Origin of the sequence: Stenotrophomonas sp. Ps181, assembly GCF_025697425.1 — a bacterium.
Taxonomy (GTDB): Bacteria; Pseudomonadota; Gammaproteobacteria; order Xanthomonadales; family Xanthomonadaceae; genus Stenotrophomonas; species Stenotrophomonas sepilia.
The window spans coordinates 126138-145358 of the sequence record NZ_JAHWBI010000008.1; the positions used below are offsets into that span (position 1 = coordinate 126138).

Genomic DNA, 19221 nt, shown 5'->3' on the forward strand with positions numbered 1-19221 from the left:
CCTGCATGCGTCCTGGTGCGACTACGCGTGACCGCTGGATCTGGATGACGTCCGCCGTGCTGCTGGCCGCGACCATCGCGTTGGAACTGGTCGTCCCGCTCGGCTACGCGGTATGGCTGGCCTACTTCCTCGCGGTCGGCGTGACGGTGTTCCAGCGCAGTGCACGCGCGCCGTTCGTGGTCGCGGTGATCGCCTGTGTCCTGCTGGTGATCGGCTTCAACGTTGCGCCAGCCAGCAACAACTCGTCTTTCTCGCTTGTCAACCGTACCGTCGGTGGCTGCGCCTTCCTGATGATCGCACTGATCGTCTCGCGCGCGATCCAGGCCCGGCGCCAGGCGATGCGCGCGCTCTGGCTGCAGGAGGCCGAGAACGCCGTGGCGATGAGCCTGCGCGGTGACCTCGGGCCGGAGCAGATCGCCGAGGCGGCAGCAGTAAGCCTGGCCGGGCAGCTGGATGCAGAGGTCGGTGCGGTCTATCGCCTGGACGGCGGCCGGCTGCAGCTGACCGGTGGCGTGGCGCTGCCCGCTGGGACGCCGGCCTTCCTGGCCCTGCAGGAAGGACTGGCCGGGCAGGTTGCCCGGGACGAACGCATCCGCCACCTGCACGGCGAAGACGCTGCCGTGCTCGAACTGCAGACCAGCCTGGGCCGGCTGCCGGTGCGCGAGCGCATCCTGGCGCCGATCAGCAGCGATGGTGCGGTGGTCGGTGTGATCGAGCTGGGCCGCGCGCGGGCGGGTGAACAGCGTGACCTGGATCGCGAGCTGCTTGAGCGCTGCGCCGACACCATCGGCATGGCACTGCGCGCATCGCTGCTGCGTGCGCAGCTGGTGGTGCTGCTGGAGGAGTCGCAGCGCCAGGGCGAGGAGCTGCAGGCCCAGCAGGAAGAGCTGCGCGTGGCCAACGAGGAACTGGAAGAGCAGAGCCGCAGCCTGTTGCAGTCGCAGAGCCACCTGGAAGAACAGCAGGCCGAGCTGGAACAGAGCAACGTGCAGCTGGAAGAGCGCACCCACGAGCTGGAGGCGCAGAAGCAGGCACTGCTGGTCGCGCAGAGCCAGCTGGTGCGCAACAGCAACGAGCTGGCGGCGACCTCGCGCTACAAGTCCGAATTCCTGGCCAACATGTCGCATGAGCTGCGCACGCCGCTGAACAGCTCGCTGATCCTGGCCAAGCTGCTGGCCGACAACAAGGACGGCACGCTGACCGAGGAACAGGTGAAGTACGCGCGTGCGATCCTGTCGTCCAACAACGACCTGCTGGCGCTGATCAACGACATCCTCGACCTGTCGCGCATCGAGGCCGGCCATGTCGAACTGTCCGATGAAGTGGTCGTGGTCGAGAGCGCGCTGCAGCGCCTGCGCGAGACGTTCGAGCCGATGGCGCGGCAGAAGGGCCTGGCCCTGCAGATCGAAGCCGACGCCCTGGCACCGACCCAGATGGTGGTTGACAGCCAGCGGCTGCAGCAGATCCTGAAGAACCTGTTGGCCAACGCGGTGAAGTTCACCGAGCATGGCAAGGTCAGCCTGCACGTGCGTGCCGGCGGCAACGGCCGCATCCGGTTCGAGGTCTGTGACACCGGCATCGGCATTGCCCGCGAGCAGCTGGATGTCATCTTCGAAGCGTTCCGCCAGGCCGATGGCAGCACCCGCCGTCGCTACGGCGGTACCGGTCTGGGCCTGTCGATCTCGCGCGATCTGGCCGAGCGCATGGGCGGCGGCATCCAGGTCGACAGTGAGCCCGGGCGCGGCAGCTGCTTCATCCTGGAGCTGCCGTTGCAGGGTGCGCCCGCGGCGAGCGCAGCCGTCGCTGCCGAGGTCCCCGTGGCAGCGCCGCCGACGGCGCCGGCCGTGCTGCCGGCCGCGCCCGTACGCGCTGCGACCGCAGCAGCGCCGGTCACTGCGATGGCCGGCGTAGCCGACGACCGCGGTCGCCGCCAGCGCGCCGGGCGCCTGATCCTGGCGGTCGAGGACGATGCCACGTTCGCCGAAGCGCTGGTGGCGCTGGCCCATGAACTGGACTTCGACTGCGTGGTAGCGGGCACGGCGGAAGAGGCGCTGGCCCTGGCCAGCGAACTGCGCCCGAACGGCATCCTGCTCGATATCGGCCTGCCGGACGTGTCGGGCCTGAGCGTGCTGGAACGCCTGAAGCGCAATCCGGACACCCGCCACATCCCGGTGCATGTGGTCTCGGCCACGGACCGCAGCCAGGTAGCGCGCGAGCTGGGCGCGATCGGTTTTGCGATCAAGCCGACCACGCGCGAGCGGCTGGTGACGGCCATCGAACAGCTGGAACAGACCAGCCAGCGCGACATGCGGCGGCTGCTGATCGTGGAAGACGACAACGAACTGCGCCACAACCTGGAACTGCTGCTGGGCCGTGACCAGCTGCAGATCGTCGCTGTAGGCACCCTGGCCAGCGCACTGGAACAGCTCAGTACGGTCACGTTCGACTGCATGGTGATGGACCTGTCGCTGCCCGACGGCAGCGGCTACGACCTGCTCGAGCACATGGCCGGCAACGACGATGTCGGTTTCCCGCCGGTGATCGTCTATACCGGTCGCGCACTCAGTCGCGAGGAAGAGCAGCGCCTGCGCCGCTATTCCAAGAGCATCATCATCAAGGGCGCACGTTCGCCCGAGCGCCTGCTGGACGAGGTGACCCTGTTCCTGCACAGCGTGGAGGCCAGCCTGCCAACCGACCAGCAGCGCCTGCTGCGCGAGGCCCGCCGTCGCGACACCGTGCTCGACGGTCGGACGGTGCTGCTGGCCGAGGACGACGTGCGCAACATCTTCGCACTGTCCAGCGTGCTCGAACCCCTCGGCGTCACGCTGGAGATCGCGCGCAATGGCCAGGAAGCGGTGGATCGGCTGGCTGAGCGCGAGGTCGACCTGGTGCTGATGGACATCATGATGCCGGAGAAGGATGGCCTTGCTGCGATGCGCGAAATCCGCGCGCAGCGCCACCTGCAGGACCTGCCGATCATCGCGCTGACCGCCAAGGCCATGCCGGACGACCGTGAGCGCTGCCTGCAGGCCGGCGCCAACGACTACATCGCCAAACCCATCGACGTCGACAAGCTGGTATCGCTGTGCCGGGTCTGGTGCTCGCGGCAATGAACGAGCAGGCCCTGTTCGACCTGGAGCTGAAGGTGCTGCTGGAAGCGCTTTACCAGCGCTATCACTACGATTTCCGCAGTTATGCGGTGTCGTCGCTGCGCCGGCGGATCCGCCAGGCCATGCAGCGCTATGAGTGCGAGCGGCTGGCTGACCTGCAGCACCGCCTGCTGCACGAGCCGGACCTGTTTGCGCAGGCGATGCAGTTCTTCACCGTGCAGGTCTCGGAGATGTTCCGTGACCCGGCCTATTTCCGTGAGCTGCGCGAGCAGGTGGTGCCGGTGCTGCGCACCTACCCGTCGGTGAAGCTGTGGGTGGCCGGGTGCAGTACCGGCGAGGAAGTGTGGTCGCTGGCGATCCTGTTGCACGAGGAAGGCCTGCTGGAGCGCAGCATCGTCTACGCCACCGACATCAATCCGGCAGCCCTGGCCACCGCCGAGGCCGGCGCCTATGGCATCGACCGGATGGCCCAGTTCAGCCGGAACTACCTGGCGGCCGGTGGCACCGCCTCGCTGTCCGACTACTACGCCACGGCCTACGATGGCGCGGTATTCGATCGCCAGCTGCGCCGCAACGTGGTGTTCGCCGACCACAGCCTGGCCACCGACACCGTGTTCTCCGAGGTGCACCTGGTGTCGTGCCGCAATGTGCTGATCTATTTCAACCGCGATCTGCAGGACCGCGCCGTAGGCCTGTTCCGTGAAGCGCTGGTGCATCGCGGCTTCCTTGGCCTGGGCAGCAAGGAGTCGCTGCAGTTCGGGCGCCACCACGGCGCGTTCGAGACCTGCTCGCGGGAGCATCGCCTGTACCGGAAAGTTGCCTGATGGCACTGCCGACACGACCGGCCGTGCTGGTGATCGGGGCCTCTGCGGGTGGGGTCGCGGCGCTGCAGGCGGTGCTCGGCGCGCTGCCCGCGGCTCTGCCGGCGCCGGTGCTGGCGGTGCTGCACCTTCCGCGCGATCGCAGCAGCCGCATCGCCGAAGTGCTGGCGCCGTACTGTGCGCTGCCGGTGCGCGAGGCCGAAGACAAGCAGCCGCTGCAGCCTGGCACGGTGACCTTTGCGCCACCGGACTATCACCTGCTGGTGGAAGACGCCGGTTCGCTGGCATTGTCGGTGGACGCACCGGTGCTGTTTTCGCGCCCGGCGATCGATCCCTTGTTCGAGTCGGCTGCGGCCGTGTTCGGCGCGCAGGTGCTGGCCCTGCTGCTGACCGGTGCCAGCAGCGATGGTAGTGAAGGGGTGGCCGCGGTGCGCGCTGCCGGTGGCCGCGCCTGGCTGCAATGTCCCGACGAGGCCGAGGCATCGATGATGCCGGCCTCCGCCCTGCAGCACGCCGGCGCCGATGCCGTGCTGCCCCTCGAACTGATGTGCCGTCGCCTGAAGGAGTTGTTTGCATGAACCTGCTGCCACCGGACCCTGCGCAGTCGCAGACCCCGGTCAACCTGCTGATCGTCGATGACGTGCCGCAGAACCTGGTGGCCATGCAGGCGCTGCTGCAGCGCGAGGGCGTGAACCTGCTGCTGGCCGGCTCGGGCGCACAGGCGCTGGAACTGCTGCTGGAGCATGAGGTGGCGCTGGCCCTGCTGGACGTGCACATGCCGGAGATCGATGGCTTCACCCTGGCCGAGCTGATGCGCGGTTCACACCGCAGCCGGGATGTGCCGATCATCTTCCTGACCGCGTCGCCGGACGACCCGCTGCGCGCGTTCAAGGGCTACGAAACCGGCGCGGTCGACTTCCTGCACAAGCCGGTGGCGCCGCAGGTGATCCTGAGCAAGGTCAATGTCTTCATCGAGCTGTACCAGCAGCGTCAGCTGCTGAAGGCGCGCAACGAGGCGCTGGAGCGTTCGCTCAAGCTCAACGAGACGATGGCGGCGGTGCTCACCCACGATCTGCGCACGCCGCTGTCGGCGATCCTGCTGTGTGCCGACAAGCTGGCGCTGGAGCTTCCTGCGGGCAATGACGGCGCGCAGCAGACCCTGAAGCACCTGGAGGCCAGCACGCTGCGCATGGCGCGCATGGTCGAGCAGCTGCTGGACTTTTCGCGGATCCGCAGCGGCGGCCTGCGCCTGCAGGCCAGCGCCTGTGATCTTGCCGAGGTCACGCGTGCGGTGGTGGCCGAAGCGGGCAGCGCCCACGGCCACGCACGGGTGCATCTGGATATGCAGGGCGATACCCGCCTGCAGGGTGATCTGGATCGGCTGGGTCAGGTTGCCGCCAACCTGATCGGCAATGCGCTCACCCATGGCAGCGAGGCGAGGGTGGAGGTGGACGGCCGTGATCCGCGCAGCGTGCTGCTGCGGGTGAGCAACGCGGGACGGATCGACGACGCGCTGCTGCCGCGTCTGTTCGAGCCGTTCAAGGCCAGCTTCCACCCCAGCAATGGCCTGGGGTTGGGCCTGTATATCGTCGATCAGTTCGTGCGCGCGCACGGCGGGCACATCGCAGCGCGAAATGAAGCCGGCCAGGTGGTGTTCGAAGCCCGGTTGCCGAGACGCGCAGAGGGGCTGCCGGCGGCCGCTACCTGAACTCTTCAGGAAATACCCGCGGGCACTGAGACGGACTCGTCCGCAGCTGCTACCGTGGGTGTACATCTTGTCAAGGAAGCGCCATGCCACTGCGTGCCATCGCCTACGTCAGCCAGGCGCTGCCGGATCTTTCCGCTGAACGGCTGCAGGCGCTGGTCGATGATGCAGCCCGCTTCAACAAGGTGGCGGGCGTGACCGGTGTGCTGCTGCATGACGGCGGGCGATTCCTGCAGTACATCGAAGGGCCGCCGGATGGTATCGATTCGGTGTACGAGCGCATCCTGCAGGCCGGTAGCCATATCGACATCATCGAACTGGCGCGTGGCCGCCTCGGCCAGCGCCAGTTTCCGTACTGGTCGATGCGCGCGTTGCCGGTGGAGGAGGCGCTGCTGCGGCAACTGTCTTCCAGCGACTGGTCAGGTTTTACCCGCGCGTTGCATGGTGACCTGTCGGCGCCGACCCCGGTGGATCTGCTCGATCACGTCGTGCAACCGGTGCTGCACGCAGGTTGAACCTGCGTGGAAGGTTCAGCGCGCTGTACTTCCGCAGTACGCCGCGTGCAATGCCTGCAATACGCCCAGCGCCGGCCCTTCCACTACCCGGTAGTGGATCGCCTGCGCTTCGCGCCGGGTCGCGACGATGCCAAGTCCGCGCAGCACCGCCAGGTGCTGGGACAGCGCTGATGCGCTGAGCCCGGTCAGTGCCTGCAGTTCCGGTACTGGCGCCTCGCCTTCGACCAGCCGGCACAGCACGCGCAGCCGCGCAGGATGGGCCAGGCTTTTGAGCAGCGCCGCGGCCTGGGCGGCATGCCCGGCCATCGCGGCACTGTCGAGCTCGATGCGGGTCATGGTTGACCTTTTGTTTTAGAAGAAGCTAATTTAGAAAAAGCTAATTCAAAAGGCAAGCGAATGAACGGAACAAGTGGAGGCAGGTCATGACCGTGCCGTGGGCCGCCGTCGCGGGGGGCGCGTTGATCGGTGCGGCGGCGGTGGTGTTGCTGGCGACCACGGGCCGGGTGGCCGGCATCAGCGGCATTGCCGCTGGCAGCGTGCGCGCGGCACCGGGCGAGCGCGGCTGGCGCTGGGCATTCCTGCTCGGCCTGCTTGCCGCTGCCGGGGGTGTGCTGTACTGGCAGGCCGTGCCAGGTCAAGCGCCCCGCAGCCTGTTGCGTGACGCCTTGCCGGCGTGGCAGCTGGTTGGCGCCGGCTTGCTGGTCGGATTCGGTACGCGGTTGGGTAACGGCTGCACCAGTGGTCATGGGGTGTGCGGCGTGGCCCGCGGCTCAATGCGGTCACTGCTGGCGACGCTGGTGTTCATGGCCTGCGCAATGCTGACCACATTCCTGATCCGCCATGGCGGGGGCTTCGCATGAGCCGCGTGATGGTGGCCGCCGGCGCGGCAGGGGCGCTGTTCGGCGCGGGCCTGGCGCTGGCCGGCATGACCGATCCGCGCCGCATCCTCGGTTTCCTCGACATCGCCGGCGATTTTGATCCCACCTTGGCCTGGGTGCTGGCCTCGGCACTGCTGGTCAGCGCGGTCGGCCAGCACTGGGCGGTGCGGCGCCCGCGGCCGTCATGCGCAACGCGCTTCCAATTGCCCGCCGCGCGCGCTGTCGATGTGCGCCTGGTGCTGGGCGCGGCATTGTTCGGAATGGGTTGGGGCTGGGCAGGCTATTGCCCGGGCCCTGCCATCGCCGGGCTGGCGGTGGGATCGCGCGAAGCGCTTTGGTTCGTGCCGGCGATGCTTGCAGGTTTCTGGCTGCACGATCGCCTGGCTCGCCGGGGCTTCACCGCTGTGTCACCCTGAATCGGGTCATATCCACGGATCACGGGGAAAGGAGCGCAACGACATGGCACGGATGAAGTGGAAGGAAAGGGCGCTGCTGGCGGTCGCGCTGGCCGCCGCAGTGGCACCGGCGCTGGCCTGCACGCGCGCGGTCTACCTGGGCGACAACGGTGATGTGATCACCGCGCGCTCGATGGACTGGAAGGTCGATGTGGCGACCAACCTCTACGTGCTGCCGCGCGGCATCGCGCGCACCGGCCAGGCCGGGCCGAAGTCGCTGGCCTGGACGGCGCGCTACGGCTCGGTGGTGGCCACCGGTTACGACGTATCGACCACCGATGGCATGAACGAGAAGGGCCTGGTGGCCAACCTGCTGTGGCTGGTCGAATCGGAGTATCCGAAGCAGCGTGGCAACAAGCCGGGCCTGGCCATCTCACTATGGGCGCAGTATGTGCTGGACAACTTCGCCACCGTAGACGAGGCGGTCGCGGCGCTGCAGCGCGAGCCCTACTCGATCGTCACCGACAAGGTGCCGGGCGAAGACCGCCAGGCCACGCTGCACCTGTCGCTGTCAGATGCCAGTGGCGACAGCGCCATCGTCGAATACATCGGCGGTCGCCAGGTGATCCACCATGACCGGCGCTACCAGGTGATGACCAACTCACCGATCTTCGAGCAGCAGCTGGCGCTCAACAGCTACTGGCAGCAGATCGGCGGCACGGTGATGCTGCCGGGTACCAACCGCTCAGCCGACCGTTTCGCGCGTGCCTCGTTCTACATCAACGCCATTCCCAAGGCGGAAGACCCGGTAGTGGCGCTGGCCAGTGTGTTCAGCGTGATCCGCAACGCCTCGGTACCGTATGGCATCACCACCCCCGGCGAACCGAATATCTCATCCACGCGCTGGCGCACCGTGGCCGACCACAAGCGGCGGTTGTACTTCTTCGAATCGGCACTGACACCGAACACCTTCTGGGTCGACCTGAACAAGGTCGATTTCGGCGGCAAGGTGCTCAAGCTCGATCTCGGTCCGGACCAGCGCAATACCTTTTCCGGCGACGCGCTGGGCCACTTCGTGCCCAGCGCACCGTTCGCGTTCCTCGGCGTCGACGGTTAGTTCGACGCCTGGCTGGAAGCCGGATAGACCGCCTGGATCGTGCAGCCGCCGCGGGTGTACTGCGGCAGCGGCGCCAGCGCGTCGTTGCGCAGGTCACCGTTCTCGAATCCGGCGGTGAGGATGCGATCGCCCGGATTGCCACAGATCAGCCCGTTCTGCATGCCGGAGTGGAAGCTCAGGTGTGGTGCACGGTCGAGCTGGCGGCAGTGGCTGCCAAGCTCCACGCGACAGTAGCGGTGGCCACCATTGCGATGCGGATTGGTCTCCACCAGCATGCCCTGCGGGTCGGACGACCACGCGCGCACGTTGCGCGTGGCAAAGCAGTACGACGGCGAACCACCGAAACTGCGGCGGATGTCCCTGCGCTCGCGGATGGTCAGGGCGGGCAGGGTGGCCATGCGCAGGCGGTCGCTGTCGCGGGCCATGCTGGCGTAGTCGCGATCCTGCACGGGGGTCACCGCGCTGATCGCGCAGCTGCGGCCATCGACCACCACACGCTCGCTGGGGCGACCGCAGGCCCAGCCGGCGGGCGCCTCAAGCTTCAGCGTGGTGGCACCGCGGACGCCGGCACACTCCTCGCTGAAGTCGATCCGATAAGCTTGGCCGGAAGCGGCCCGCAGGGCGATTGAACGCGGTGACGCCTGCTCCACTTCCTGGACGCCGACCGCGTCCATGCAGTGCGGGGCCGGTGGGGTACGTTCCTGCGCGGAGGCCGAGGCGGTGAGCGCCAGGCCGAGGCTGGTGGCAAGCACCAGGGACAGCTGCCGATGGGTCATGACCTGCACTCCCTGCGTTGGATGACGGATCGACTATAGCAGCGGTTTGCACGGCCGTTGTTACGCGCGCACACTGCCCGGATGGGCGCCATCTTCCATCTGCGGCACTACGGGCAGGCCACCGGCCTGGACCGCCATGACTACGCGCAGTGGGTGCTGCCGCTGCAGGGCGAACTGCAGTTCGAGATCGAAGGGCGCGGCGGCCGGCTGGACCTGCTGCAGGGGGCATTTGTCGCCGCCGGCGAAGCACATGACCAGATGGCGGACGGCCCCAATGGTTTCGTGATCGTTGATTGTCCTGCAGGCGTGCTTGATGACGGCACGCAGGAGCATCTGTGCCGCCAGCGCTGGCTGCATCTGCCGCTGGCGTTGCGGCAGCGCCTGGCCGACGTGCAGGCAGGGCAGCCGATGCCGGCGCTGCTGCCGCAGTTGCTGCAGGTATTTGCACCGGCGGGCAGTGGCGCGCGCATGCAGGGCCTGTGCGCGGCGGTGCAGGCCGATCCCGGCCGGGCCTGGCCGGTTGCCCGGATGGCCGGCTTTGTCGGTGTCAGCGAGAGCCGCTTGCACGCGCTGTTCCAGCGCGAGTTCGGGCTGAGCCCGCAGGCCTGGCTAAGCGCGTGCCGCTTGCGTTGGGCCAAGCATCAGCTGCGCACCACTGCCGCGCCGATCAGCGATATCGCACTGGCTGCAGGCTATTCCGAGCAGAGCGCACTGACCCGTGCGCTGCGCCGCGAATGTGGCCAGACCCCCGCTGCGTGGCGCAGGGGTGCCGGCTGACGTGTAGAGCCGAGCCGATGCTCGGCTCACAGGTCAGCGGCAGCGCAGCGCAGTAGCCTCGGTCAAGCGTGCCGCGCAGGCCAGCGCTTACACTGCGTGGCCCGTTCCATCCCCCCGGACAACCGAATGCGCAACAACCCGATGGCCGTGGGCATCGCCAATGGCGTTGCCGCTGGCGCACTCTGGGGCGTGGTCTTTCTCGCGCCTGCCGTGCTTCGGTCGTTCAATGCGCTGCAACTGTCCGCCGGCCGCTACCTGGTCTATGGCCTGATTGCCGTCGCCCTGCTGCTGCCGCGATGGAAACGGCTGGCGCCGCGGCTGGGCCGTGCCGAATGGATCGGCCTGCTGTGGCTGAGCCTGGCAGGCAACCTGGTGTATTTCCTGCTGCTGGCGACCGCCGTGCAGTGGGCCGGTGGCGCTGCGGCATCGCTGATCGTTGGCCTGATTCCGGTGGTGGTCACCCTCGTTGGCGTGCGCGAGCAGGGCGCTGTACCACTGAAGCAGCTGTTGCCGGCACTGGGGCTGTGCGTGCTGGGGGTCGCCCTGGTGGGTTGGGAAGCGCTGATGTCCGAGCACCTGGCGACCCCGTGGCGGCAGCGCCTGATCGGGCTGCTGTGCGCGTTCGGTGCGCTGTTCTCGTGGGCGCTGTATTCGATCGGCAACAGCCGCTGGCTGGCGCGCAGGCCGGACCTGTCCAGCCATGACTGGTCGCTGCTGAACGGCGTCACCACCGGCGGCCTGGCCCTGCTGCTGGTGCCGATGGCCTTCACCGGGCACACCGGCAGCCATACGGCGGCGCAATGGGGCGGGTTCTGGGCGATCAGCGCCGGCGTGGCAGTGGTGGCCTCGATCCTCGGCAATGCATTCTGGAACCGCGCCAGCCGCCTGCTGCCACTGACCCTGACTGGCCAGATGATCGTGTTCGAAACCCTGTTCGCGCTGCTGTACGCGTTTGCCTGGCAGCGGCGTTGGCCCTCGTTGCTGGAAGCGTTGGCAATCGTGTTCCTGGTGGCTGGCGTGATGCTGTGCGCGCACGCGCATCGCACACCACGGGCGATCGCCGAACATGCCGGCTGAATGCAGTCGTCAAGCGTGCTGATGCCGGCTTTGTCTCAATTGCAACCAAATGGCGGCACGTTGGCCGATGATCGCGGCAGCGGTTTTCTGCATCGCAGCACTTGACAGCGGCCGGGCGCACGGTGTTTTCTGTGCGCCATGGTCCTTGATGCCGCCCACGCCAGCCTGATCGCCCCCGCCACTGCGGGCCGTTCGACTGCGCCGGTCGCGACCATCACCACCATTACCACCACCACCGTCACCACTGCCCTGGTGCGGCCCGTCGTCTTCGTGTAACTCCCGAAAACCACGGCCCCGCACCATCCAGGTGGCGGGGAAACTCGACACCTGCATGCGACGGGGCCTCCTACCGAGGTCTGCATGTCTTCCCACGCCCCCGCCCATTCCGTTGCCCCGGCCGACCTGGCTGCACCGTTCACCGTCGTGCACAAGTTCGGCGGCACCTCGGTGGCCGATGCCGAACGCTATCGCCATGTGGGCGGCCTGCTGCTGGCCCGTCCCGAATCGTTGCAGGTCACTGTCGTCTCGGCGATGAAGGGCGTCACCGATGCGCTGATCGAACTGGCCCAGCTGGCGGCCAAGGGCGATGAAGGCTGGCGTGAGGCCTGGCATGCCCTGCGCGCACGCCATCGCGGCGCTGCCGTGGCGCTGCTGGGCGAGCAGGTGGGCGAGACGGTCGAGTGGATCGACGCCCGCTTCGATCAGTTGGCCGAAGTGCTGGCCGCGCTGGCGGTGATCGGCGAGCTGCCGCGCGAGGTGCTGGACCGTGTGCAGGGCTTGGGCGAAGTGTTTTCCGCACAGCTGCTTGGCAAGTATCTGCGCGCGCTGGGCGAAGACTGCGCGGTACTCGACGCGCGCGATGTGCTGGTGGTCGGGCATGGCGAACTCGGCGTGGATGTCGACTGGGAAGCCAGTGCCGACCGCCTGGCCAAGTGGCGCCTGCAGCATCCGCAGTCGCGCCTGGTCGCCACCGGATTCGTCGCACGCGATCGCGATGACCGCATCACCACCCTCGGCCGCAACGGCAGCGACTATTCCGGTGCGATCTTTGCCGCGCTGTTCAACGCTGACGAGCTGCACATCTGGACCGATGTCGATGGCGTGCTGTCGGCGGACCCACGGCTGGTGCCCGAGGCAGTGCAGCTGGAAGCGCTGAGCTACGACGAGGCCTGCGAACTGGCGTACTTCGGCGCCAAGGTGGTGCACCCGCAGACGATGTCGCCGGCGATCCGCCTCGGTCTGCCGATCTTCATCCGCAATACGTTCCAGCCGGCGCATCCGGGTACGCGCATCAGTGCCGAGCGCTCGCCGCGTGGGCCGGTAAAGGGCCTGACCCTGAGCCCGGGCCTGGCCCTTTTGAACCTGGAAGGCACCGGCCTGATCGGCGTGCCCGGCACTGCAGAGCGCGTATTCGCCGCCCTGCGCCAGGCGCAGGTGTCGGTGGTGATGATCTCGCAGGGTTCGTCGGAACATTCAATCTGCTGCGTGGTGCGTGCTGCCGAAGCCGGCCGTGGCCGCGATGCACTGCTGCACGCATTTGCGCACGAGTTGTCAGCGGGACAGGTGCAGCGCGTGCAGGTCAGTGAAGGCGTCAGCGTACTGGCCGCGGTCGGTGATGGCATGGCCGGGCAGCCAGGCGTGGCGGCGCGCCTGTTCGAGGCACTGGGGCGTGCGCAGGTGAACATCCTGGCGATTGCGCAGGGCTCGTCCGAGCGCAACATCTCGGTCGCAGTGGACAGTGCCGATGCCACCCGTGCGCTGCGCGCGGCGCATGCAGGCTTCTGGCTATCGCCGCAGACCTTCGCGGTCGGTGTGATCGGGCCCGGCAACGTTGGCGCCGCACTGCTGGACCAGTTGCTGGCCGCGCGCCCGCAGCTGCTGGCCAAGGCCAATGTGGATCTTCGCCTGCGCGCGCTGGCCTCGCGTTCGCGCATGCGCCTGGAAGTGGACGGCCTGCATGCGGACTGGCGCGAGGCCCTGCGGGACGCGGGTGAATCCAGCGATCTTGATCGTTTCACCGAACACCTGCTGGCTGCGCACCTGCCGCATGCGGTGGTGATCGACTGCAGCGGCAGTGCCGAGGTGGCCGAGCGCTACGAGGGCTGGCTGGCGGCGGGCATCCATGTGGTCACCCCGAACAAACAGGCGGGTGCCGGGCCGCTGCCGCGCTACCAGCGCATCCGCGCCGCCGCAGCGGCCAGTGGCGCGCGCTTCCGCTACGAGGCCACCGTGGGCGCGGGCCTGCCGGTGATCACCACGCTACGCGACCTGGTCGATACCGGTGATGAAGTGCTGGCGATTGAAGGCATCTTCTCCGGCACGCTGGCCTGGCTGTTCAACCGCTTCGATGGTAGTCAGCCGTTCTCGCAGCTGGTCGCGCAGGCGCGGTCGATGGGATATACCGAGCCGGACCCGCGCGATGATCTTTCCGGGGTGGACGTAGCACGCAAGCTGGTGATCCTTGCCCGCGAGGCCGGTCACGCGCTCAGCCTGGAGCAGGTACAGGTGGAAAGCCTGGTGCCGGCACTGCTGCGCGACGGCAGCGTGGATGACTTCATGGCGCGGCTGGGCGCGTCCGATGCCAGCCTGCTGCAGCGCCTGCAGGACGCGCGGGCGCGTGGCGCGGTGCTGCGCTACGTGGCACGGCTGGGCGCCGACGGCGCCTCGGTGGGCCTGCAGGAGCTGCCGGCCGACCACGCCTTCGCCAACCTGCGGCTGACCGACAACGTGGTGCAGTTCCGTACCCGCCGCTACTGCGACAACCCGCTGGTGGTGCAGGGACCGGGCGCTGGACCGGAAGTGACGGCGGCGGGCGTGTTCGCCGACCTGCTGCGGGTAGCCGCTGGCGAGGGGGCACGCCTGTGATCGCACGTGCATTTGCGCCCGCCTCGGTGGCCAACGTGGCGGTGGGCTTCGACATTCTGGGGCATGCCATTGCAGGCGTCGGCGATACGGTGAGCGTGCGGCGTATCGATGAGCCGGTGGTGCGCATCGAGGCGATCCGTGGCAGTGCGGTCGAACTGCCGCTGGAGGCGGCCGGAAACACCGCAGGTGCGGCGTTGATGTCGCTGCGCGCAGGGCTGGACCTGGACTTCGGCTTCGCGGTGGAGATCGACAAGGGCATTCCATTCGGCTCGGGCATGGGCGGCTCGGCAGCGTCGTGCGTCGCTGCGCTGGTTGCTGCCAATGCATTGCTGGATGTGCCACTCTCGCGCGAGGCGCTGTACCCGTTCTCGCTGGACGGCGAGGCCGTGGCCAGTGGGGGCCGCCACGGCGACAACGTGGGCCCGCTGCTGCTCGGCGGGCTGGCGTTGTGCACGGCCGACCGCCTGCTGCCGATCCCTGTGCCAGCCAGTTGGCACAGCCTGCTGGTGCACCCGCACGCGGTGCTGGAAACCCGTCTGGCACGCCAGGCGCTGCAAGGCAGCTATGCGCTGGGTGAATTCGTGGCGCAGAGTGCGAATCTTGCGTTGGTGCTCAGCGGCTGCCATCGCAGCGACGCGGCGCTGGTGCGCGCTGGCCTGCGCGATGTGCTGGTGGAGCCGCGACGGGCGGGACTGATCGGCGGCTTCGAGGCGGCTCGCGATGCGGCGTTGTCAGCCCGTGCAATGGGCGCAGGCATCTCCGGTGCCGGCCCCAGCGTGTTCGCCTGGTTCGAAGATGCCGACCGGGCCCACGCTGCCGCGGCGCCGGTGCAGGCCGCATTCGCTGCTGCCGGCTTCGACAGCGATGCCTGGGTGTCGCCGCTGGATGCGCCGGGAGCCCGGCTGTGCTGACTCCTTCTCCCTCTTTGGATACTGAACCCATGCAATTCGTTTCGACCCGCGGCCGGTCCCCGGCCGTTGGCCTCAGTGCGGCCATCGCTGCAGGCTTGGCGCCCGATGGTGGCCTGTACGTGCCCCAGGTACTGCCGGCGCCACGTGAGCTGGAAGCCGGTGCGGCCCTGGCCGATACCGCTGCAGATCTACTGGCACCGTTCTTCGCCGGGGATGCGCTGGAGGCCGCATTGCCGTCGATCTGCCGCGAGGCGTTCGACTTCCCGGTGCCGCTGCGTGCGCTCGGCGACGGTGACCACGTGCTGGAACTGTTCCATGGACCGACGGCGGCGTTCAAGGACATTGGTGCGCGTTTCCTGGCCGGTACGCTGTCGCGGCTGCAGGCCGGCGAGGACCGTGATCTGACCATCGTCGTCGCCACCTCCGGCGATACCGGCGCCGCCGTTGCCGCGGCCTTCCATCGCCAGCCCGGCGTACGCGTGGTGGTGCTGTATCCGGATGGCCGCGTGTCACCGCGCCAGGCGCACCAGCTCGGCTGCTTCGGTGACAACATTCAGGCGCTGCGCGTGGCCGGTGCCTTCGACGACTGCCAGGCCATGGTCAAGCAGGCGCTGGCCGACCGCGAACTGCAGGCACAGGTGCCGCTGAGCTCGGCCAACAGCATCAGCCTCGGTCGCCTGTTGCCGCAGATGAGTTATTACGCACATACGGCACTGAGCCACTACGCGTTGCATCGTCGCCGGCTCAACCTGGTGGTGCCGACCGGCAACCTGGGCAACGCCATGGCCGCGGTGCTGGCGCGCGCACTGGGGGTGCCGATCGGGCAGATCGTGCTGGCCACCAATGCCAATGCCGTGCTGCCCGCGTACTTCGGTGGCGGCGACTACCAGCCGCAGGCCAGTGTGGCCACCGTGGCCAATGCAATGGACGTGGGTGCGCCGAGCAACTTCGAGCGACTGCGCTGGCTCTACCACGGCGACGACGCGGAACTGCGTGCAGCTTTCCGCGCGTTCGCGGTGGATGACGTGACCATCCGCGCGACGATTGCGGCGGCCCATGCCAGCCGCGGCGAGCTGTTCTGCCCGCATACGGCTACGGCGGTGAAGGTGCTGCAGGATCTGCGCGCGCGCGGTGCCAAGGGCGACTGGGCGGTGGTGGCCACTGCACATCCGGCCAAGTTCGAGGCCGTGGTCGAGCCGTTGATTGGCGAAACGGTGGCGGTGCCGCCTGCGCTGGATGCGTTGCTGCAGCGACCGGCGCACGCCGAACCATTGGCGGCAGATTACGCGGCGTTGCGCGAGGTGTTGTTGCGTTGATCGGAGAGGGATGCGGGTGCCGGCCAGCGGCCGGCACTACCCGTGTTGCATCCTTCCGGTAGTGCCGGCCGCTGGCCGGCAATCCCATCATCAGCCGCAGTGCGGTCAGATCAACCCTTCACCGGCCAGCGCGCGCAGCCCGTCCTCGTCGAGGATCTCCACTACGTTCAGGTGGGGCAGGGCAATCAGTCCCTGCTGGCGCAGCTTGGTGAAGGTGCGGCTGACCGTTTCCATGGTCAGGCCCAGATGGTCGGCAATGTCGCCTCGGCCCATCGGCAGCGACACGCGCAGGCCGTCGCCGCCCAGCCTGGCTTCACGCGCGGCCAGGCGCAGCAGGAAATCGGCCAGCTTCTCGGCCGGCTGCAGGCGTGCCAGGGCCAGTGCGGCGTCCTGCGCGGCATCCAGTTCCTGGCAGGCACGCTGCAGCAGCTTGCGCTCCAGATGAGGGAAGCGGCTGCGCAGCAGCTTCATCTGTGGCAGCGCGACGCGGCACACGCGGCTGTCGGCGATGGCTTCGATGTCGCAGCGATGGTGGTCGCTGCCGCTCAGGCCCAGGTAGTCGCCGGGCAGCACGAAGCCGTTGATCTGGCGGCGGCCGTCGGCCAGGGTGCGTACCAGGCGCAGTGCGCCGGCAGTCAGTGTATAGACATGGTCTCGCTCTTCACCCGTGCGGGCCAGCGTGCTGCCCATGCTCACCTGCTGCGAAACGGTGACCTGTTCCAGCGCCTGCACTTCATCGGGCGACAGCGCCGAGCACACCGCAAGATGGCGAACCGAGCAGTGCAGGCAGTCCAGCGTGGTGCAGGACGGCGAGGCGGGATCGTTGGTGGCGGGCGGAGCGCCGGAAGGCCGTGACATGGTGCGGGGGCGTATCGCGGGCGGGGAGGGCCTTATGATACTTCAAGCGGCCGTTCGACCCTGCCCGAGGCGGGGGCGCTAGAATGTCGCCCCCTCCCACGTCCCGTTCCAGCAGGAGTTCCGCCCGTGATCAAGCCCCGTACCCCGCCCGGCACCCTTGAACTGCTGCCGCGCGAGCAGATTGCGTTCCAGCGCATGCTGGACGTCATCCGCCGCAACTACGAGCGCTTCGGGTTCCTGCCGGTGGAGACGCCGGTGTTCGAGCTGTCCGACGTGCTGCTGACCAAGTCCGGCGGCGAGACCGAGCGCCAGGTGTACTTCGTGCAGTCCACCGGCGCGCTGGCCAACGCGGCCGAATCGGGCGACCGTTCGCTGCCGGAGATGGCGCTGCGCTTCGACCTGACCGTGCCGCTGGCACGCTACGTGGCCGAGCACGAACACGAACTCACCTTCCCGTTCCGTCGCTACCAGATGCAGCGCGTGTACCGCGGCGAGCGTGCCCAGCGCGGCCGTTTCCGTGAGTTCTACCAGTGCGACATCGACGTGATCGGCAAGGACAGCCTGAGCGTTCGCTATGATGCCGAAGTGCTGGCGGTCATCCACGCCGTGTTCTCGGAGCTGCGCATCGGCGACTTCAGCATCCAGCTGAACAACCGCAAGCTCATGCGCGGCTTCTTCGAAAGCCTGGGCGTGGCCGAAGGCGAGCGCCAGCTGGCGGTGCTGCGCGAAGTGGACAAGCTGGACAAGCGCGGCGCCGATTACGTGCGCGAGACGCTGGTGGGCGAGGGCTTCAACATCCCGGGCGAGCAGGTCGAGAAGATCCTGGCCTTCGTGGCCGTGCGTTCGCAGGGCCATGCCGATGCGCTGGCGCAGCTGGCCACGCTTGAAGCCGACGCCGGCTCTTCGGAAATCCTGCGCACCGGCGTCGCCGAGCTGCGCGAAGTGCTGCAGCTGGTGCAGGCACTGGGTGTGCCGGAGAGCGCGTACTGCCTGAATTTCTCCATCGCGCGCGGCCTGGACTATTACACCGGCACCGTCTACGAGACCACGCTGACCGACCACCCGCAGATCGGCTCGATCTGTTCGGGCGGCCGTTACGAGGACCTGGCCAGCCACTACAGCAAGTCGAAGCTGCCGGGCGTGGGCATCTCCATCGGCCTGTCGCGCCTGTTCTGGCAGCTGCGCGAAGCCGGCCTGATCGATGGCATCGAGGCCAGCAGCGTGCAGGCGCTGGTGGCGCTGATGGACGAGCAGGGCATGGCGCAGTCGCTGGACATCGCCCGCCGCCTGCGCGCCGGTGGCATCAACACCGAAGTGCAGATGGAGCCGAAGAAGATCGGCAAGCAGTTCCAGTACGCGGCCAAGGCCGGCATCCGCTTCGTGGTGCTGGCCGGTGAGGACGAGCTGGCGCGCGGCGTGGTGGCGGTGAAGGACCTGGTGCGCGAGCAGCAGTTCGAAGTCTCCCGCGACGAGCTGGCCAGCACCCTGCAGGTCGAGCTGGAGCAGTCGAAGGTGATGTAACGGCCGGTTGGCCGCGCGCCACCACGCCACGAAAACGCCCGCCACCCGGTGGGCGTTTTTTTTTGCCATTGCCTGGGGTCAGGGCGGTTTTCCTCCAGAAACGGATCCGCCCCCGCCAACCCTCAGCAACCTGGCATTTGACCTTGCTTCGCATGCAGCAGGCGCAGGGGCAGCGCCGCCCAGCCTCCCCCAGATTTGACGCGCTGCGCAAGAATGCGCTAATGTACTAACGCGCTATTACATTGATGCATGGAAACAGCCCCGTGAAAGCCCGCCCCGAGATTGCCGCCAAAGACCCCAAGGCCGACCTGGAAGCCCTGGCCCGGGCCTTTGCCGCCCTGCGCGAGCCGGAGCAGGTGGAAGCCTTCCTGCGCGACCTGTGCACTCCGGCCGAGCTGGAAGCCATGGCCGACCGCTGGAAGGTGGTGCCGCTGCTGCAGCAGGGCGTGCCGTACCGCGAGATCCACGAGCGCACCGGCGTCAGTGTGACCACCACCGGACGGGTGGCGCGCACGCTCGAGCATGGCCATCGGGGCTATGCCGCCGCCATCGACCGCCTTGCTTCGCGCTGATCCGCGC

18 protein-coding genes and 1 pseudogene are annotated in these 19221 nt (G+C 68.1%); 15 read left to right on the top strand and 4 right to left on the bottom strand.

Translation table 11 applies throughout. From position 1 onward, the window contains the following. Positions 1–5 precede the first annotated feature (5 nt). The 5 genes from KXV01_RS17820 to KXV01_RS17840 all read left to right on the top strand — a co-directional run bounded on the left by KXV01_RS17820 (position 6) and on the right by KXV01_RS17840 (position 6151). On the top strand, positions 6–3113 hold the full coding sequence (locus KXV01_RS17820; protein WP_164283347.1) for a response regulator: 3108 nt from the start codon (positions 6–8) through the stop codon (positions 3111–3113). Continuing rightward, a complete protein-coding gene (locus KXV01_RS17825; protein WP_005416310.1) occupies positions 3110–3934 on the top strand; it encodes a CheR family methyltransferase in 825 nt (274 codons plus the stop codon). Before KXV01_RS17820 ends, KXV01_RS17825 begins: the two co-directional genes overlap by 4 nt. Then, the gene (locus tag KXV01_RS17830; RefSeq protein WP_049440472.1) at positions 3934–4509 is read left to right on the top strand and encodes a chemotaxis protein CheB; all 576 of its coding nucleotides are present in this window, start codon (positions 3934–3936) and stop codon (positions 4507–4509) included. Before KXV01_RS17825 ends, KXV01_RS17830 begins: the two co-directional genes overlap by 1 nt. Further along, positions 4506–5639, top strand: coding sequence for a hybrid sensor histidine kinase/response regulator (locus KXV01_RS17835; RefSeq protein ID WP_049413814.1), 1134 nt, complete (start codon positions 4506–4508; stop codon positions 5637–5639). The genes KXV01_RS17830 and KXV01_RS17835 overlap by 4 nt, the downstream gene beginning before the upstream one ends. Before the next feature lie 83 nt (positions 5640–5722). Further along, positions 5723–6151: a BLUF domain-containing protein gene (locus KXV01_RS17840; RefSeq protein WP_111096179.1), complete on the top strand. Its 429-nt coding sequence runs from the start codon at positions 5723–5725 to the stop codon at positions 6149–6151. Positions 6152–6166: 15 nt separating this feature from the next. On the opposite strand, the gene KXV01_RS17845 is transcribed toward KXV01_RS17840, so the two are convergent. Then, positions 6167–6487 carry a metalloregulator ArsR/SmtB family transcription factor gene (locus KXV01_RS17845; protein WP_049413812.1) on the bottom strand — a complete coding sequence of 107 codons (321 nt, stop codon included), beginning with the start codon at positions 6485–6487 and terminating at the stop codon, positions 6167–6169. 80 nt (positions 6488–6567) lie between these two features. Between KXV01_RS17845 and KXV01_RS17850 the strand changes: the two are divergent. From KXV01_RS17850 to KXV01_RS17860, 3 genes and pseudogenes are all read left to right on the top strand, one after another. Then, positions 6568–7011: pseudogene (locus KXV01_RS17850) on the top strand (hypothetical protein); the annotation flags it as partial. Then, entirely contained in the window at positions 7008–7445 is a 438-nt protein-coding gene (locus KXV01_RS17855) for a DUF6691 family protein (RefSeq protein WP_049413808.1), read from the top strand. The pseudogene KXV01_RS17850 and the gene KXV01_RS17855, both read left to right, overlap by 4 nt. Positions 7446–7488: 43 nt before the next feature. Next, entirely contained in the window at positions 7489–8541 is a 1053-nt protein-coding gene (locus KXV01_RS17860; RefSeq protein ID WP_049413806.1) for a linear amide C-N hydrolase, read from the top strand. Here the strand turns inward: KXV01_RS17860 and KXV01_RS17865 are convergent. Continuing rightward, on the bottom strand, positions 8538–9317 hold the full coding sequence (locus KXV01_RS17865) for a DUF6491 family protein (RefSeq protein ID WP_263467993.1): 780 nt from the start codon (positions 9315–9317) through the stop codon (positions 8538–8540). The two genes, KXV01_RS17860 and KXV01_RS17865, sit on opposite strands and share 4 nt — an antisense overlap. Before the next feature lie 81 nt (positions 9318–9398). Between KXV01_RS17865 and KXV01_RS17870 the strand changes: the two genes are divergently transcribed. Both KXV01_RS17870 and KXV01_RS17875 read left to right on the top strand, forming a co-directional pair. Next, complete coding sequence (locus KXV01_RS17870; RefSeq protein WP_049440463.1) at positions 9399–10094, top strand: AraC family transcriptional regulator; 696 nt, start codon at positions 9399–9401, stop codon at positions 10092–10094. A gap of 126 nt (positions 10095–10220) precedes the next feature. Next, the gene (locus tag KXV01_RS17875; protein WP_099495174.1) at positions 10221–11171 is read left to right on the top strand and encodes a DMT family transporter; all 951 of its coding nucleotides are present in this window, start codon (positions 10221–10223) and stop codon (positions 11169–11171) included. Positions 11172–11180: 9 nt separating this feature from the next. Here KXV01_RS17875 and KXV01_RS17880 read toward each other — a convergent pair whose 3' ends face one another. After that, positions 11181–11504: a hypothetical protein gene (locus tag KXV01_RS17880; protein WP_199164869.1), complete on the bottom strand. Its 324-nt coding sequence runs from the start codon at positions 11502–11504 to the stop codon at positions 11181–11183. 27 nt (positions 11505–11531) lie between these two features. Between KXV01_RS17880 and thrA the strand changes: the two genes are divergently transcribed. From thrA to thrC, 3 genes are read left to right on the top strand one after another with little or no spacing between them, the layout of a single operon-like run. Further along, positions 11532–14036, top strand: a complete 2505-nt coding sequence (thrA, locus tag KXV01_RS17885) for a bifunctional aspartate kinase/homoserine dehydrogenase I (RefSeq protein WP_263467994.1) — start codon at positions 11532–11534, stop codon at positions 14034–14036. Continuing rightward, positions 14033–14947 (top strand): homoserine kinase, encoded by a 915-nt coding sequence (locus KXV01_RS17890; protein WP_164283339.1) that lies wholly within the window; start codon positions 14033–14035, stop codon positions 14945–14947. The genes thrA and KXV01_RS17890 overlap by 4 nt, the downstream gene beginning before the upstream one ends. 29 nt (positions 14948–14976) lie before the next feature. Then, positions 14977–16263: a threonine synthase gene (gene thrC / locus KXV01_RS17895; protein WP_164283337.1), complete on the top strand. Its 1287-nt coding sequence runs from the start codon at positions 14977–14979 to the stop codon at positions 16261–16263. Positions 16264–16368: 105 nt separating this feature from the next. On the opposite strand, the gene KXV01_RS17900 is transcribed toward thrC, so the two are convergent. Then, positions 16369–17121 (bottom strand): helix-turn-helix domain-containing protein, encoded by a 753-nt coding sequence (locus tag KXV01_RS17900; protein ID WP_099495177.1) that lies wholly within the window; start codon positions 17119–17121, stop codon positions 16369–16371. Between the two features lie 126 nt (positions 17122–17247). On the opposite strand from KXV01_RS17900, the gene hisS reads away from it, so the two are divergent. Then, positions 17248–18642, top strand: coding sequence for a histidine--tRNA ligase (hisS, locus tag KXV01_RS17905; protein WP_049413795.1), 1395 nt, complete (start codon positions 17248–17250; stop codon positions 18640–18642). A 263-nt stretch (positions 18643–18905) separates the two neighbouring features. Then, positions 18906–19214 (top strand): YerC/YecD family TrpR-related protein, encoded by a 309-nt coding sequence (locus KXV01_RS17910; protein ID WP_005416326.1) that lies wholly within the window; start codon positions 18906–18908, stop codon positions 19212–19214. Positions 19215–19221 lie beyond the last annotated feature (7 nt).